This window comes from Caldicellulosiruptor hydrothermalis 108 (assembly GCF_000166355.1).
Lineage (GTDB): Bacteria > Bacillota > Thermoanaerobacteria > Caldicellulosiruptorales > Caldicellulosiruptoraceae > Caldicellulosiruptor > Caldicellulosiruptor hydrothermalis.
In genome coordinates this window covers 157,199-172,545 of sequence record NC_014652.1, presented here as the reverse complement: position 1 = coordinate 172,545, position 15,347 = coordinate 157,199, and the positions used below count along the sequence as shown (strand labels likewise).

General features: G+C 37.6%; 17 protein-coding genes. 6 read left to right on the top strand and 11 right to left on the bottom strand.

Annotation, left to right across the window (positions count from 1 at the left end; all coding sequences use genetic code 11):
- Positions 1-12 precede the first annotated feature (12 nt).
- From CALHY_RS00660 to CALHY_RS00610, 11 genes are all read right to left on the bottom strand, one after another.
- A complete protein-coding gene (locus CALHY_RS00660) occupies positions 13-1,041 on the bottom strand; it encodes a sugar kinase (protein WP_013402107.1) in 1,029 nt (342 codons plus the stop codon).
- A 5-nt stretch (positions 1,042-1,046) separates the two neighbouring features.
- Entirely contained in the window at positions 1,047-1,694 is a 648-nt protein-coding gene (locus CALHY_RS00655; RefSeq protein ID WP_013402106.1) for a bifunctional 2-keto-4-hydroxyglutarate aldolase/2-keto-3-deoxy-6-phosphogluconate aldolase, read from the bottom strand.
- A gap of 41 nt (positions 1,695-1,735) precedes the next feature.
- Positions 1,736-2,509 (bottom strand): IclR family transcriptional regulator, encoded by a 774-nt coding sequence (locus tag CALHY_RS00650; protein WP_013402105.1) that lies wholly within the window; start codon positions 2,507-2,509, stop codon positions 1,736-1,738.
- Between the two features lie 166 nt (positions 2,510-2,675).
- Complete coding sequence (gyaR, locus tag CALHY_RS00645; protein WP_013402104.1) at positions 2,676-3,647, bottom strand: glyoxylate reductase; 972 nt, start codon at positions 3,645-3,647, stop codon at positions 2,676-2,678.
- 59 nt (positions 3,648-3,706) lie between these two features.
- The gene (locus tag CALHY_RS00640) at positions 3,707-4,618 is read right to left on the bottom strand and encodes a sugar phosphate isomerase/epimerase family protein (RefSeq protein ID WP_013402103.1); all 912 of its coding nucleotides are present in this window, start codon (positions 4,616-4,618) and stop codon (positions 3,707-3,709) included.
- Positions 4,619-4,644: 26 nt separating this feature from the next.
- Entirely contained in the window at positions 4,645-5,481 is an 837-nt protein-coding gene (locus CALHY_RS00635; RefSeq protein WP_013402102.1) for a class II fructose-bisphosphate aldolase, read from the bottom strand.
- A 19-nt stretch (positions 5,482-5,500) separates the two neighbouring features.
- The gene (xylB, locus tag CALHY_RS00630; protein WP_013402101.1) at positions 5,501-6,994 is read right to left on the bottom strand and encodes a xylulokinase; all 1,494 of its coding nucleotides are present in this window, start codon (positions 6,992-6,994) and stop codon (positions 5,501-5,503) included.
- Positions 6,995-7,048: 54 nt separating this feature from the next.
- A complete protein-coding gene (locus CALHY_RS00625) occupies positions 7,049-7,810 on the bottom strand; it encodes a DeoR/GlpR family DNA-binding transcription regulator (RefSeq protein ID WP_013402100.1) in 762 nt (253 codons plus the stop codon).
- 183 nt (positions 7,811-7,993) lie between these two features.
- On the bottom strand, positions 7,994-9,199 hold the full coding sequence (locus tag CALHY_RS00620; protein ID WP_013402099.1) for a pectinesterase family protein: 1,206 nt from the start codon (positions 9,197-9,199) through the stop codon (positions 7,994-7,996).
- Between the two features lie 187 nt (positions 9,200-9,386).
- Entirely contained in the window at positions 9,387-9,839 is a 453-nt protein-coding gene (locus tag CALHY_RS00615; protein ID WP_013402098.1) for an ATP-binding protein, read from the bottom strand.
- Positions 9,840-10,001: 162 nt separating this feature from the next.
- Positions 10,002-10,433, bottom strand: a complete 432-nt coding sequence (locus tag CALHY_RS00610; RefSeq protein WP_041723257.1) for a nucleoside deaminase — start codon at positions 10,431-10,433, stop codon at positions 10,002-10,004.
- Between the two features lie 310 nt (positions 10,434-10,743).
- Here CALHY_RS00610 and CALHY_RS00605 point away from each other — a divergent pair, with 310 nt between their 5' ends.
- The 6 genes from CALHY_RS00605 to CALHY_RS00580 are packed head-to-tail and all read left to right on the top strand — an operon-like array spanning position 10,744 to position 15,345.
- Complete coding sequence (locus CALHY_RS00605; RefSeq protein WP_013402096.1) at positions 10,744-11,127, top strand: GntR family transcriptional regulator; 384 nt, start codon at positions 10,744-10,746, stop codon at positions 11,125-11,127.
- A 2-nt stretch (positions 11,128-11,129) separates the two neighbouring features.
- A complete protein-coding gene (locus tag CALHY_RS00600; protein ID WP_013402095.1) occupies positions 11,130-12,005 on the top strand; it encodes an ABC transporter ATP-binding protein in 876 nt (291 codons plus the stop codon).
- Positions 11,983-12,648 carry a hypothetical protein gene (locus CALHY_RS00595; RefSeq protein WP_013402094.1) on the top strand — a complete coding sequence of 222 codons (666 nt, stop codon included), beginning with the start codon at positions 11,983-11,985 and terminating at the stop codon, positions 12,646-12,648. Before CALHY_RS00600 ends, CALHY_RS00595 begins: the two co-directional genes overlap by 23 nt.
- Before the next feature lie 23 nt (positions 12,649-12,671).
- A complete protein-coding gene (locus CALHY_RS00590; protein WP_013402093.1) occupies positions 12,672-13,370 on the top strand; it encodes a hypothetical protein in 699 nt (232 codons plus the stop codon).
- A gap of 47 nt (positions 13,371-13,417) precedes the next feature.
- Complete coding sequence (locus CALHY_RS00585; protein WP_013402092.1) at positions 13,418-14,143, top strand: ABC transporter ATP-binding protein; 726 nt, start codon at positions 13,418-13,420, stop codon at positions 14,141-14,143.
- Complete coding sequence (locus CALHY_RS00580) at positions 14,140-15,345, top strand: ABC transporter permease (protein WP_013402091.1); 1,206 nt, start codon at positions 14,140-14,142, stop codon at positions 15,343-15,345. The genes CALHY_RS00585 and CALHY_RS00580 overlap by 4 nt, the downstream gene beginning before the upstream one ends.
- Positions 15,346-15,347: the final 2 nt, after the last annotated feature.

The window sequence follows — 15,347 nt, the reverse complement described above, 5'->3', positions numbered from 1 at the left end:
CCCTCCCTTGTTTTATCTTTTCATCATACCTGAGCTGTCTTGTAAAAGCGCCTGTTTTATTTCATCCTCAGTCACAATCAAACTATCACCTTCAACTGTATGTTTTAGAGCGCACATGTATGTTGCAACCTCAAGCATCTGAGTGCTTTCAAGCCCTCTTAAAATGCTATATAGTGCACCTGCAGTAAAAGCGTCACCTGCCCCCACCCTGTCAATAACTTCTATTTCGCGCTTTTTTGAAAACACAATGTTGCCATTTTCATCACTTGTATATGCAAAAAATATGTTTTTAGAAGCAGAAAGACTTCTTCTTGCGGCAAGAACTATTCTCTCCAAGTTTTGGTACTTTGTTTGCAACCTTTCAAACAAAACCTTTTGACCATCTGGAGTAAGGTCAATGCCTTCAGAATATTTGTCTTCCATATCAATCTTTAAAACTCTTCTTACATGCTCTTCGTTTGTAATTAAAATGTCCACATACGGCATAAGCTCTGAGATTACCTCGTTTGCCCTGTCATAGCTCCACAGTTTTGACCTATAATTGATGTCAAACGCCACCTTTGCACCTGCATTTTTTGCTGTCTTAAAAGCCATTTTTAGCTCATTTAGCACATTTTGTGATAAAGCTGCAGTGATTCCTGTTGAAAAAAATATCCTGGTCTTTCTCAAAATGTCCTCCCAGTCGATATCCCCAGGCTGTATCTCATTTATGGCAGAGTCTGCTCTGTCGTACACAACAGAAGATGCTCTCTGACCAACACCCTTTTCAAGAAAATAAATTCCAAGCCTTCTGCCTTTTCTTTTTATATAGCTTGTGTCAACCCCATATCTTCTCAGAAAGTTTATAGTAGCATCTCCAAGAGGATTTTGCGGAAGAAGTGTTACATAGCTTGTCTTCACCCCGATGTTTGACAGAGCAACAACAACATTTGCTTCAGCACCGCCAAAATTGATGTCAAAACTTGTCGCCTGCACAATCCTCTGATACCCAGGCGGTGAGAGTCTTAGCATTATCTCTCCAAAGCTTGTCACCTCAAACATCTTACCTATACCTTCCCCTTTGCTATCTTTATCTTTTCAACAAACTGTCTGCACACCTCTTCCACTTTGCTAAAATCTTCGTCATTTGCATATTTTGTTATATTTCCGCCAACACCTACAGCAAAAGCACCCGCTTTTATCCATTCATCAACGTTGTCAAGGTCAACGCCGCCTGTTGGCATAAGTCTTGCCTGTGGGATTGGTCCTTTGTATGCTTTTATAATCTTTGGTCCAAAAAGCTCTCCAGGGAAAATCTTTATAACATCTGCACCGCACTCAAGGGCTTCTACCACCTCTTTTATTGTCATAGCACCGGGCATCGAAGCTATCCTGTACCTGTTACAAAGTTTTACCATTTCAGGATTGAGGTATGGGCTCACAACAAACTTTGCACCCGCCAAGATTGCAATTCGTGCTGTCTCACTGTCAAGGACTGTCCCTGCACCGATTATTATCTTGTCCTCACTGTATGTTTTTGTAAGATGTCTGATTATTTCATCCGCACCTGGAACTGTAAAGGTGATCTCAATTGCGCTCGCTCCGCCTCTTATACAAGCCTCGGTTATCTTTAGAGCTTTTTCTTTTGACTCAGCCCTTACAACAACCACAAGCCCATTTTCGTGAATTCTTTCAAGCACCTGTTCTTTTTCCATCGAAGAGCTAAACCCCTTTCATTTAACTTTTTATAGTATTCTTAGAACCTGTCTTTTACATACCCAAGTCTACTTGAGATTGCCATTGCTGTGTCTACAACCTTTTTTGCATTTTCTTCATCCATTTCAGGCGGCAAAATGTTCACAGGGGCAGAAATGCTTATGGCAGCAATGATTTCATTTCTGTAGTCATATACAGGCGCAGCAATGCATCTGATTGAAGGTTGCAGCTCTTGATTATCAACTGCCCAGCCACGTTGTCTTGCAAGTATTATCTCATTTAAAAGAATCTCTGGATCGGTTATAGTGTTTTGTGTATAAGGCTTGAGTTCAATTGATTTTAGTATCTTTTTGATTTCATGGTCCTGATACTTGCTGAGCAAAACCTTCCCAAGAGCTGTACAATATGCGGGGACTCTTTTACCAATCGAAGAATAAAGCCTTATTGAGTTTACCTGCTCTACTTTGTCGATATACACAACATCGAACTCATCAAGTATGGCAAGATGAACAGTTACATTGAACATCTTTACAAGTTCTCTTAAATACGGATGTGCTTCTGTCTTAAGCTCGATGTTGTTAAGATACATGCTTGATATTTCAACAAACTTCACGCCAAGCTTGTATCTTAGAGTATGCCTGTCTTTTTGTACATACCCTCTTTGAAGAAGTGTCTGCAGTATCCTGTGGACTGTCGTCTTGTGAAGTGAAAGCTTTTCGGAAAGCTCACTTACAGTAAGTCCCCTTGGCTCAACAGCCAATGCCTCGATTATCTCAAATGCTCTTTCAATAGACTGTACACTGTTTTGCGCCATCTTATACTCTCCTGTTTCGTATTGTGAAACGGTGTTGCGTATTATTCACAAAAATATTATAACATTCTTTTCTGGTTTTTAAAATAATCAATTTTTCTAATTTAAATGCTCCCTGCGGGACAAGTCTTTTCCCGCAGGGAAACATTTTCTAAAATGAGCTACTTTATTACTTCTTGTTTAAAACCTCTTTATTGACAAGTGTTCTTGGAACTCTTCCTTCAATGAAATCTACTATATTGTTTGCTGCAAGCATTGCCATGTCAAGCCTTGACTCTTCTGTTGCAGAACCAATATGAGGAAGCATTACAACATTGTCAAGCTCAGCAAGCTCAGGCTCAAACTCGGGTTCTCTCTCATACACGTCAAGCCCTGCAGCATAAATCTTCTTTTCTTTCAGTGCCTTTACAAGCGCCTTTTCATCTACAATTGGTCCGCGTGCTGTGTTAATTAAAATTGCCGATGGTTTCATGAGAGAAAATTCTCTTTCGCCAATTAAATGCCTTGTCTGTGGTGTGAGCGGCACATGGATTGAAATAAAGTCTGCTTCTTTTAAAAGCTCATCAAGCGTTACATACTGTGCACCAAGCTCTTTTTCAAAGTTTTCTTTTCTTTCAAAGTCATAGTACAAAATCTTCATGTTAAATCCTTTTGACATTCTTGCAAAAGCCTGACCAATCCTACCTGCACCAATTACACCAAGTGTCTTGCCTGTCACGCCTTTGCCTAAAAAGAGCATCGGACCCCAGCCTTTGTAATGTCCGCCTCTCATGAACTTATCAGCTTCAACTATTCTTCTTGCCGCAGCAAACAAAAGCGCCCATGCAAGCTCAGCTGTTGCGTTTGTCAAAACGTCTGGCGTGTTTGTTACATAAACACCTCTTCTTGTTGCCTCTTCAATATCTATGTTATCGTAACCCACTGCATAGTTTGCAACAATCTTGACATTTGGTGCATGATCAAAAAACTCACTGTCCACTTTATCAACAAGCTGGGTTAAAACTGCATCCTTGTCAGCTATTGCTTTTAAAAGCTCTTCTCTTGTCATTGGTCTGTCGTGTGGATTTACTTCAACCTCACCGTACTTTTTCAAAAGCTCAATCGCAGGCTCCATTATTCTTCTTGTCACAAGTATCTTCATTCCAAAATTCCCTCCCAAAAGTGATAAAGTTTATGTTATAGAACTCATAAACAAGATAATTATAATCTTGCCCATGCCTCATTTAATACTCGCTTTGAGCTTGCAAGAACAATCTTTGGGTCTTGCCCTGCCATAGGTGTTACTTCAAAACTCAAAATTGGTCTTTTTACCGGGTCCATAAATCCTATTTCTTTTAATACTCTCAAAAACTCAATAACCTCTTCAACGTCATTTTCGCCGCCTTCTATTCCAAACATCGGATGCTTGTCACCATATGCAGGGTGGCTTGGGTCTTTCACAACCGCATTCCCAATATGAACATGTGTAAGATAATCTTTTACTGGCAGGAGCGCTTGCTCTGCTGTTTCTCTTGTAAGTGGCAGATGGCTAAGGTCAACAATCAAACCAAAATTATCATATTCTTTTTTGATTCTCTCTGCAAATTTTGCCGCAAGCTCTGCAGGTCCAATCAAGCTCTTTTTGTCTATGTCAAAGTCAAACACCTCAAGTTCAATCATGAAATTGCCTTTTGACTTTGCATAGTCGCAAAGCTGCAAAGTTGTATCAACCAAAGCTTCAAATGCTTCTTCTTTCTTTGCTTCATCATATTGCCTTGACAAAAATCCAAGCCCCTGGGCACCAAGCTCAATCGCCTCGTCAATCCTCTCTTTTAAAAAGTTTATAACCTGTTTCCTTTTCTCTGGGTCCAAATCGTTGGGGTTCTGCCCTGTTCTAAGAAGAGTTGGCTGTGCACCATACGCAACCGCTATATGTGCATCCTTTAACATCTTTGCTACTCTTTTTCTTACCTCTGGATCTTTTACCCATGTAATTTCTACTGCATCAAAGTAGTCGTCTTCCAAGATTATTTTTAAGGTTTCTTCAATTGGACCTTCGCCGCCAATTACCTCTGGAAATGACATGAAATGAATTGTTCCTATCTTAAAATATTTTTTAATTGGCTCGTTCATTTTTTCACACCTCCAAAAATTTTTATCTATATAATGTTGTAACTGCCAAAGATTTTAAGCTTTTTTATAGCCTCTTGTTTTACAATCTCTCTTATTTTTTCAAATATTGCTGGGGTCAAATCTTCTGTTTGCTTTATAAACTCTGGAAGCTGAGCATTTATAGCAAGTGTCAGGTCTGTAAATATGTTTACCTTGTTTATGCCATATTCTATACACTTTTTAAAATCCTCATCAGAAAGACCAGACCCACCATGCAAAACTAAATAACAATCAACCCTTTTTCTGATTTCAGAAAGCCTTTCAAAATCAAGTTTTGGTTCGCCTTTGTAAACACCATGAACTGTACCGATCGAAACAGCTAAAGCATCAACCTGTGTCTTTTGTGCAAATTCCTCAGCTTCATCAGGCTTTGTATAAAATTCTGGATTTTTAAAGTCAAAATCTCCTCTTCCCACAACTCCAAGCTCACCTTCAACGCTCACACCAACAGAATGCGCTATCTCAACAATTTCCTTGGTTCTCTTTATATTCTCTTCAAATGGCAAGCTTGACCCATCGAACATGACAGATGTAAACCCAGCCTTTATTGCTCTCATGATATTTTTCAGACTCTTTGCATGGTCAAGATGAACACACACTGGAACAGATGCCCTTTTCGCAAGGAAAATCATGACCTCTGCAATCATCTCAAAATCAAGCCTGTCAACAAACCTGTCAGCAACACCGATGATAATTGGGCATCTGAGCTGCTCTGCAGCATCAATCAGTCCCTCATAAAAGTCGGCAGAAAGCCCGTTGAACATCCCCACACCAAACTTTTTTACTTTTGTATAGCTTAATACCTCATTCAAATTTACAAGCAAAATAAAGACCTCCTAACCATCAATATTGAGAAAGCTTTGGATAAAGGGGAGAAACTGAGTTGTAAAGCTGGTTGTATATTTCATACACTCTGTTGTAAATCTCATGGTTTTTGCTGTCTGGCTGGTACTCAAAAAGCACTTCTCTTTTTTCCTCAATTAAGCTTTCCCTTGCACCAATTGCGTATGAAGCAAGAAGCATTGCTCCTTTTGATGCCGCCTCCTGTACCTTTTCAACAACAACATTCTTCCCCAAAATATCAGCTTTAATTTTGCTCCATACTCTGCTCTTTGCGCCACCCCCCATAGAAACTATACTCTCAGCTTTAAGCCCCATAGACTCTAAAATCTCAATGCACGCTCTTATTTCATACGAAATTCCTTCAAGCACAGCTCTTGCAATGTCAGCTCTTGAATGTGTCAGCGTCAGCCCAAACAGAACTCCTTTTGCATCAGGGTTCCATCTTGTCGCTCGGCTGCCCATGAAAAACGGTAAAAGCACAACACCATTTGCACCAGGGCTTGAACTTTCAGCTTCACTATCAATCAGCTCATAAACGTTCTCGCCTTTTTCCTTCTCGCCCCTGTAAAAGTTGTCTCTTATCCATCTTAAAATTGTACCGCTTGTGTTTATCCCCTGCTCAATCAAGTAGTGGTCTCTTATCACATGGCAGGAACACACAACTCTCGGGTCAAGACTTTCTGGCACTTTATTAGATGACATCGAAACATTTGTGGCAGTCCCTGTTGACTCCATAACACGGCTTCCTACAATCCCCGCTCCTAATGCCTCCAAAGGCCTGTCTCCACCACCGCTTACAACTGGTATTCCGCTTTTAAGACCCAGAATTTTTGCAACATCTTCTTTCAAATACCCTATGACTTCATCTGCATAACAAAGTCTTGGAAACTGAGAGGTTTTGACCCCCACAAACTCAAATATATCTTCCCACCACTGTCTTTTGTTTACGTCAAACATCATTGTTCTGCTTGCCAATGAATGGTCTGTTGCAGCCTCGCCTGTGAGCATGTACCCAATAAACTCTTTGGGCTGCAGAAAAATATAAGCTTTTTGCAAAATCTCTGGCTGATGTTTTTTTAGCCACAAAAGCTTTGTTGCAGTAAATGTAGAGTCTGGAATCAAACCTGTGATTTTATGTATCGTATCTTTCCCAAACTGATGTGAAATTTCTTCGGCTTCAAGCCGTGAACGCCTGTCCATCCACGAAATAGCTCTTGATAGAACATTTCCTTCCTTGTCAATTGGAACAACTGTCTCTCTTTGAGATGAAAGTCCAATTGCTACAATACCATCTGCCCCTGCTGCCTGTGCTACTTCCTTGATACCTTCTACTACTTCATTCCACCAGTCAAGAGGGTCTTGTTCTGCCCACTCAATCTGAGGTGTATATGTGGGATACTCCCTGTTTGCTTTTGCCAAGATGTTCCCCTGCAGGTCAAACACTATTACCTTGCAGGCAGTTGTTCCAATGTCTATGGTAAGAATCTTTTCCATTTAAGGTTTGCCCCTTTCAACATAAAAATCTCCTCTTTGCTTTTTTTGAGAAGGTTATACTACAGTTATTTTCACACCCTTTTGTCTGAAATTTTCCACAAGCTCACTACTTATTTCGCCTGCTGTGATAATTTCAGACACTTTGCTGAGGGTTGCAAACGAAACCATGGCATTTTTCTTGAACTTGCTGCTGTCTGCAACAACTATGACCTCTTTGCTGCTATCTATCATAGCCCTTTTTACCTCTGCTTCAAAAACATCAGAGGTTGTAAGACCTTTTTCAAGAGAAATGCCACTTGTTCCTATAAAAGCTATATCAGCACTAAACTGCAAAAATGCTTTCTGGGCTTCTGGTCCAACTGTCGAAAAGTTAGAATTTTTCACCTTGCCTCCAACTAAAAATAAATTGATACTGTTATTTGTTATGAGCTCATTAACTATATTTATGCCATTGGTTATCACAGTTATGTGCTGAAAGCTTTTGAGCTTTCTTGCTATCTGCTGTGTGGTTGTTCCTGTATCCAGAATTACAACCATGCCCTCTTTTATTCTATTTATTGCCTCAAGCGCAATCCTTTCTTTTTCTTGGATAAACTCTTTTGAGCGCTGGGAAATAGGTGGAACTATTGATACCCCTTCTTTTAAAATAGCTCCACCATAATTTTTTTCGATTATCCCTTCCTGCTCAAGTTTTTTCAAATCTCTTCTTATTGTCTCGTCAGATACGTTGAAAATGTTGCAAAGCTCTGTGACAGTCACACTCTTTTTCTCCATCAATATCTCTTTAATTTTTTGCCTGCGCGTTGCCGAAAGCATCTCTCTTCATCACCTATTTCTTACATGTGGATTTGTGTGTCAGCTTATTAATATTCTACTCAATTTTTTGAGGAATTGCAATATGAAATTCAAAATGATTACACAAGATTGGTCAAACATTTTTAAAGGTGAAAATAAAAAAGCAGGCATCTGCCCGCTTCCTACTTTTTAATACTGTGTTCGCTATATCTCTACTTTCCACTCTCCTAAAACCTTTTCCCTTGTATACATCTCAGCTTCCATTTCATCAAGTTGAGGTCTTTTGGGATTTTGTTTGCCGCTACCTGGACCAAAATTTTTATACTCAAAAAATCTTTCATTTTCTGGGCAAAAGCCATGCATCTCACACCAGCCATCAGTGTGAATATGTTCGTCCAAATAACATTCTCTGAACACAACATTTGCCCACCTGTTAGGATCAGAAGATGGATGCCATGGTCTTCCAAGGTAGACACACTCTTTTTCTCTTATATTGGATATAAGCTTGCATCTTATGAATAAGAACCCATACTGGCTATCTGGTTTTGTACTTGCTGCTGTAACATACCCTTTTATTTTTCTGTCTTCCCTGTCAAGAGAACATATCACACATTCTTCGAAGACAGCTGTTGCTGCTCCAAAAATGAAATCTACATCTCCCTCTATGTAGCATCTATAATAATACTGTCTCCCAAAATCAGCATAAAGAGTGTCCTGAGTACTTTTAAAGGCGCAGTTGAAAAACATTAACCTGTCAGCCAACGCCTTTACTGCAACAGCCTGTCTGTGCTCAATCGGAACATTTCTATCAAAACCATTTTCAAATGTAATATTTTCAACAACAAAATCCTCTCCAGATATTGTAAATGTAGCAGTGTTTGAGGTAGATAAAATCCCTCCATTTTCTGCGGGAAGTCCTGCTGCCAAAGAATAAGTCACAATGGTTTTGTTTCTGTCCTCACCAATCAGCATTACCCTTGACGAATCAATATTTACTTTTTCTCTATAAATTCCATTTCTTATAAACACAGCTTTATATGAAGAGTTTTCTTTTTTAAGGATTTCGGTCAAGCTTTTTAAACTTTTGCAAAAAACTATGCCACCTGCAACATCTTTGTCACACCCCGCATAGTTTTGGTCAACTATTGCAAACGGTTTTTCCAGATATCTTATACTTTTATTCAAAACATACTTGTTGCCTTCAAGATTTTCACCTTCAATCTGCAAGTGGTTTTTTCCTTCATTCAGCTTAACAACCGCGTCTAAAATCTCATCTTCTCTGAGAAATCTTTCTATTAGCAGTTCTTTGTTGAGCGACATCTTCACAAAAATATTTTCATCTGCCTTGACCGAAACCTTCACATATTTGGACAAAGTAGCATCGGGAAGGTAGCTCTTTAAAGAAAACACTGCCTTTTTCACCTCAGTATTTTTTATTTGCTTAGATTCTATGATTTTTCTTTTAGGTTTTTCAAGGTCAAAAAATTAAGGAAAAGAGACTTTTATTTAGCTTCTTTAAAATTTCTAATAAAGTGAACAAAATAAAAAAGACTGTCGCACATTTTTGACAGTCTTGCATCCAAGCTTAATATTATTTTCAAACATAACAATCTTCTTCTTTTTTGAGCCTTCTTACAGCTACAATCTTGTTCCCTTTTTGGTTCTGCTTGACCTTCTCACAAAGTGATGCAACTATCATAAGTCCTCGACCAAACTCATATAAATCTTCTATCTCATCTTTTTCATCGTATGGGGTGTACTCTCTAAATACTCTGTCAATGTCAAACCCTTCTCCTTCATCCTCAACAACAATGTAACTAAGCTTTCTATCTACTATTCCAACCTTTACTTTTACAGACTTTGAACTGTCTTCCTTATTGCCATGGACAACAGCATTTATTAAAAGTTCATTTACTATGAGTTTGAATTCTAAAAGCTCATCTGCTGATATATTAGTTTCCCTTGTTAAAAATGATAGTATCTCTTTTTCTGCTACTTTGACAAGCTGGAGATTACTTGTAAACACAAGCTGTAAAAATTTGTTCTCCATCTCCTCCACGCAACCTTCTTTCCAAATTTTTATAATATCCATCCTACAAAAATACCACAATCAATCCCTCTTTTGTGCCTGAAAAATCTCTTCTACTTGATATATACCCTCAAATACTCTACTTTACACACACAAACATTAAAACTCACCTATTTTGAAAGCTTATCTTCGCTTTTCTTCAAAGAACCTTTTTAAAAGAAGCCTGCATTCATCTTCACATATTCCTCCTATCACTTCTACCTTATGATTTAAAAAAGGATTTTGTGAAAGATTAAAGCAAGACTCAGCAGCACCCATCTTAAAATCCCTTGCACCAAAGTAAAGCCTTTTTACTTTACTCAAAACTATTGCACTCATACACATCGGGCACGGCTCTTTTGTCACAAACATCTCGCAGCTTCTTAAGTCCTTTGTAGAAAGCTTTGATGTGGCGTCAATTATGGCAAGAATCTCTGCGTGGTAAATAGCCTTTTTACTGTCATTTCTTTTGATGCTGATAATTTTACCATTCTTTACAACAGCTGCGGCAACTGGGATGTCATTTGAACGACTTGCATACTCTATCAGAGTTTTCATCACATTATATATATACATCAACTTATCACCTTTTTCTTTATCAATTTTTAACAAATTTTTTTGAATTTTTTTGTCATCAAAAACTGTCTTTTGAATAATCATTGCATCTCTATCATATTTTAGATAAAACTTAGACACATTCTATATTTTAACCCATCAATTAATTCCCCTCAATAAAAACAAACTACTGTGAAAGGACAATTAGGTTTGGATAAAAATAGAAGATAGCAAATGGGGAATATCTAATGATGGCTTGAAATAGTATTGACAATCTAATTAAAGCTGTATATACTGTATATATACAGTATATAAAAGGGGTAAGAAAAATGTGCTAAAGCTTGTGATTTCGCAAACATCAAACAAACCTATATATGAACAGATAAAAGATCAAATAAAGAAACAGATAATAGAAGGAAGTCTTAAGGCAGGAGATAGTCTTCCATCAATCAGAGTTTTAGCAAAAGAGCTAAATGTCAGTGTTATTACAACCAAAAGAGCATATGAAGAGCTTGAAAAGGAAGGATTTATTGTTACAGTGCCGGCAAGAGGGACGTTTGTTGCTGAGATTGATAGAGAAAAAATTTCTAACATAGGCACAAAAGAGATTGAAGAAGATTTGCGAAAGGTTATCAAAAAAGCAAAACTTCTTGGGTTTGACCTGGATAAGCTGATTGAGATGATTGAAAGACTTTATAAAGGAGATGAAACCTAAAAATGATTGCCTTGTATGTTAAAAATCTTACAAAGACATATAAAAATTTTAAGCTTGAAGTTCAAGAGCTTGTTTTAGAAAGTGGCTATATAATGGCACTCTTGGGAAGAAACGGTGCTGGCAAGACAACTTTAATAAAGTGTATTCTTGACCTTGTCAAAAAAGAAAGTGGGGAAGTTTTAATCTTTGAAAAGCCTTTTAACTGTGACGAGGTACAAATCAAACAAAGGCTTGGGGTGGTTCTGGAAAATCCAATTGTGCCAGGGTATCTGAAACCGAAAGAGGTAAAAGAGATAATGAAGGCATTTTACAAAACATGGGATGATAAGCTTTACAAAAAACTTTGTGACCTTTTTGAAATTGACCAGAACAAAAAGATATTTCAGCTCTCAAAAGGAACTGTGATGAAACTGTCTATTGCTCTAGCTTTAGCTATAAGACCAGACCTTTTGATTTTGGATGAGCCAACATCAGGACTTGATCCTGTTGCAAGAAACCAGTTTGTTGAGATTTTGCAGGAGTTTGTTCAATCAGAAGAAAAAGCTGTCTTTTACTCAACACACATAGTGTCTGACATTGAAAATGTTGCTGATTTTGTAACAATTATTGATGGTGGCAAGATTGTGTTCAGCTCATCGCGTGAAAGTATTCAAGATGATTACTGCATAGTGAAGGGAGCTGCAAATGAGTATGACAAAATCCCGAAAAGTGCAGTTTTGTCTTTGAAGAAAAGCTCTCTTTCTTTTGAGGCACTGTGCCGCAAAAAAGATGTTAAACTTTTCCAAGATGAATTTGTGGTTGAAAAGCCATCCATTGAAAAGTTCTATGTTATGCTTGTGAGAAGGGATGAGGAGGATGAAGTACTGGAAGTTGTATAAAAGATACGTGACTCTAACACTTTTGTATTTTCTTGTATATATGCTGGTGCTATGCGTTTCTGAGGTGGTTTTTAATTCGCCTATAAATATTGAATCTTTTATGAGCAGATTATTTAGTATGGCTTTTACTGGAATCTATTTAACTTTTGCAATGACTAATTTCCCTTACAACAAAATTAATTTTTCTTCTGAAATAGACTTGATGATGCTATTGCCACTAAAAAGAGTAAATATAGTTCTTAGTCGGTTGATAAGAGACATCTTAATATTTTTGCTTTTTCAGATTTTTCTGATACTAATAACACTGCTCATAATAAAAAAGTTAGATATTATTATTTTATACTATCTATTTTTGGAAATAAATATGCTAATTAGCTATCAACCTGTCTTCACATGGTCAAGCAATCAAAAACACATTAGCAATACAGCAAGAATATCGGCAGTAGCATTCTATTTAGCTGTTCCCTTCATTGCTGATTTGCCACTTATGCTTTTGTTTTCGTTATCTTCCAAAAGTATATGGTATTTGCCTATAAATATGCCAAACACTTTGGTTTTATCTTTAGCTTTATTTTACACACTTTTGTTAGCCGGTGTTTCAATATTTATCTCATATAAGCTTATTTTTAACAAGGAACTTTAAAATTTCTCAAGGAGATGAAAAAAATGAAAGAATATTTTGTACACATAAAAGGTATAAAAGGTAAAATAGTAGCATGGATTTTCTTTGTTTTGGTGTTTACAGCCTTCTATACCTTTTTATATCAGCAAATAAAACTTGCTTCTCTTGGATATGCTTTTTCGCTTGTAACCACCATTGTGAGTCTAAATAAACTCATTTTCTATTACAGCGATGAAGGCAGCGCCATAGCAAACCGAGCAAGTGCAAATTCATATTTTCCTTTTTTGGTTCTACTTCCTACTAAAAAATCATCAATTGTAATCTGGGATTTTCTGCACGGTGCAGCTGTGATTATAATGTATATCGCCGGCTTTAACATTGTTTTTGAGATTTTAAAATGGCTCTTTGGTATCTCTCAACAGTATAACATCTACCCTCTTTTTATCTCTCCACTTGCAACAACACTTTTTCTATTTTCTTTCTACTGTCTAATGATGGCTGTAATCTCTCTTATACATAACAGAACATTCACTTTGATATTGGCAACCATCACAAATGTCTTGTTGTTTATACCTTTTTATGTCCCTTTATTTTTAACCGCAGAGGATAAAAAAGTTGCAAGCTTCCTTACAAATCTGTATAATGATTCTATGATATCAATTCCATTTTTGTTTATTTCAATATTAATGTTTTTGATTTCGCTTCTTGTAAACTTGAAGGTAATTTACAGGCGCGAATTTTGATGTGTAAATCTTTTTGAGAAAAAACAAAACCACAGGAGGATGTAAAAATGGTAGAGCTGATTGAGCTTACCAAAGACTTTGGAAAGGTTTTGGCTGTTGACAGGCTGTCATTTAGAATTGAAAAAGGTGAGATTTTTGGAATTCTGGGTGAAAACGGTGCTGGCAAGACAACAACCCTCAGAATGCTTGCCACAATGCTAAAACCGACTTCTGGAACAGCCATCATCTCAGGGCTTGACATCACAAAAGAACCAGAAAAGGTGAGACGGAAAATTGGAATTCTTTTTGGAAGTGAGAGCGGACTTTATGCAAGGTTAACTGCCCGGGAGAACATTGAATATTTTGGGCTCTTGCACGACATGAAAAAGGATGAGATTAAAAAGAGGATTGATGAGCTATCTGAAAGCTTTGGAATGCAGGACTATATCGACAGACCTGCCGGAACATTTTCAAAAGGTATGAAGCAGAAGGTGTGCTTTTTAAGGTCAATAATTCACAATCCAGAAGTGATGCTCTTTGATGAGCCGACAAACTCTTTGGATGTGTCAAGCGCAAAAGAAGTACATGACTTTATAAGGCTTTGCAAGCAGGAAGGAAGAACAATCATATTTTCAAGCCATTCAATGAGCGAAGTTGAAAAGCTGTGTGACAGGGTTGCAATTATTCACAAAGGAAAGCTTGTGGCACTTGGAACAATTGATGAGATAAAGCAAAGGTTTTCTGGCCACAGCTTTGAAGATGTATTCTTAAGACTGGTAGGTGAGGAAAGATGAATGTGAATTTAAAGCATGTGTGGATAGTTCTCAAAAAAGAACTCAAAGATGCGTTCAGAGACAGAAAATCGCTTTTCGTTGGTATAATCATGCCAATGCTCTTTATTCCTGTGATTTTTATAATAGCATCGGTTGCTGCAAAGTCTGCATATGAGGTAAAACCAGAAAAGACTCCAATCTGTGTGGTTGGAAAAGAGTATTCAAAAACAGTTGTGAATATGATTGAAAAATCCGAATTTCAAATTGTGGCTTCATCAGACCCCAAAAAAGAGCTGCTGGATGGGAAAATAAAAGCTATTTTGATAATTCCAAAGGATTTTGAAAAGTTAATTCTTCAGGAAAAACAGACAAGCATTCAGATTTTGACAAATGATGCAGACATGAAATCTTCAAATGTGGGAAGCATGCTCAGTGAAATGATAAATAATTTTTCCAGAGAGGTTGTAAAACAAAGACTTGTGCAGAAGAACTTGGACCCTTCAATAATAGAACCAATTGTCATAAAGAAGGAAAATGTTGCACCACCAAAGAAACAGTCAGCAACATTCTTGGCATTTTTGATTCCAATGTTTTTGACGCTGTGGGCGGCACTTGGTGGAATGAATGCTGCAATTGACATAACAGCAGGCGAAAAGGAAAGAGGGACGCTCGAGCCTCTTTTGACAACAGCTGCAACAAGGACATCACTTGTAACTGGAAAGTACTTAGCGGTGAGTGTCATGGCGCTTTTAGCAGGGCTTTCATCTTTGATTGGAATTGTTGTATCCTTTGCAGCTCTTCCTTCTGTGCTTGGTGAGAACTTCAAAAATAGTCCTTTTGCAGGTTATTCAGTATCACCTGTGACAGTTTTGATTATGCTTTTGGTTGTTGTTCTGACAGCAATCATTTTTGCTGCAATTGAAGTTGCCATAGCTGCCTATGCAAGGTCGTTCAAGGAAGGGCAGACTTATCTTTCCCCTGTGAGCATAATTGTGGTCATCCCACCTTACCTTACAATGTACAAAATGCCAAACGAACTGACAGATACTTACTTTGTTCTGCCGCTTGTAAATGCTATATCTATTTTGAAAGAGCTTATCTATGACATTGTTAACCTTCAGCACCTTGGGCTTTTTGTGATTTCTTCTTTAGTGTACATCGTGATCTCAATAAAGTTTGCTGCAAGAATGTTTGAAAATGAGAAGGTGCTGTTTAGGAATTAGTA

Coding starts and splice junctions, on each gene's coding strand:
- CALHY_RS00660 (WP_013402107.1), bottom strand. CDS start 1,041: ATGTTTGAGGTGACAAGCTTTGGAGAGATAATGCTAAGACTCTCACCG.
- CALHY_RS00655 (WP_013402106.1), bottom strand. CDS start 1,694: ATGGAAAAAGAACAGGTGCTTGAAAGAATTCACGAAAATGGGCTTGTG.
- CALHY_RS00650 (WP_013402105.1), bottom strand. CDS start 2,509: ATGGCGCAAAACAGTGTACAGTCTATTGAAAGAGCATTTGAGATAATC.
- gyaR (WP_013402104.1), bottom strand. CDS start 3,647: ATGAAGATACTTGTGACAAGAAGAATAATGGAGCCTGCGATTGAGCTT.
- CALHY_RS00640 (WP_013402103.1), bottom strand. CDS start 4,618: ATGAACGAGCCAATTAAAAAATATTTTAAGATAGGAACAATTCATTTC.
- xylB (WP_013402101.1), bottom strand. CDS start 6,994: ATGGAAAAGATTCTTACCATAGACATTGGAACAACTGCCTGCAAGGTA.
- CALHY_RS00625 (WP_013402100.1), bottom strand. CDS start 7,810: ATGCTTTCGGCAACGCGCAGGCAAAAAATTAAAGAGATATTGATGGAG.
- CALHY_RS00615 (WP_013402098.1), bottom strand. CDS start 9,839: ATGGAGAACAAATTTTTACAGCTTGTGTTTACAAGTAATCTCCAGCTT.
- CALHY_RS00610 (WP_041723257.1), bottom strand. CDS start 10,433: ATGTATATATATAATGTGATGAAAACTCTGATAGAGTATGCAAGTCGT.
- CALHY_RS00600 (WP_013402095.1), top strand. CDS start 11,130: ATGATTGCCTTGTATGTTAAAAATCTTACAAAGACATATAAAAATTTT.
- CALHY_RS00595 (WP_013402094.1), top strand. CDS start 11,983: ATGAAGTACTGGAAGTTGTATAAAAGATACGTGACTCTAACACTTTTG.
- CALHY_RS00590 (WP_013402093.1), top strand. CDS start 12,672: ATGAAAGAATATTTTGTACACATAAAAGGTATAAAAGGTAAAATAGTA.
- CALHY_RS00585 (WP_013402092.1), top strand. CDS start 13,418: ATGGTAGAGCTGATTGAGCTTACCAAAGACTTTGGAAAGGTTTTGGCT.
- CALHY_RS00580 (WP_013402091.1), top strand. CDS start 14,140: ATGAATGTGAATTTAAAGCATGTGTGGATAGTTCTCAAAAAAGAACTC.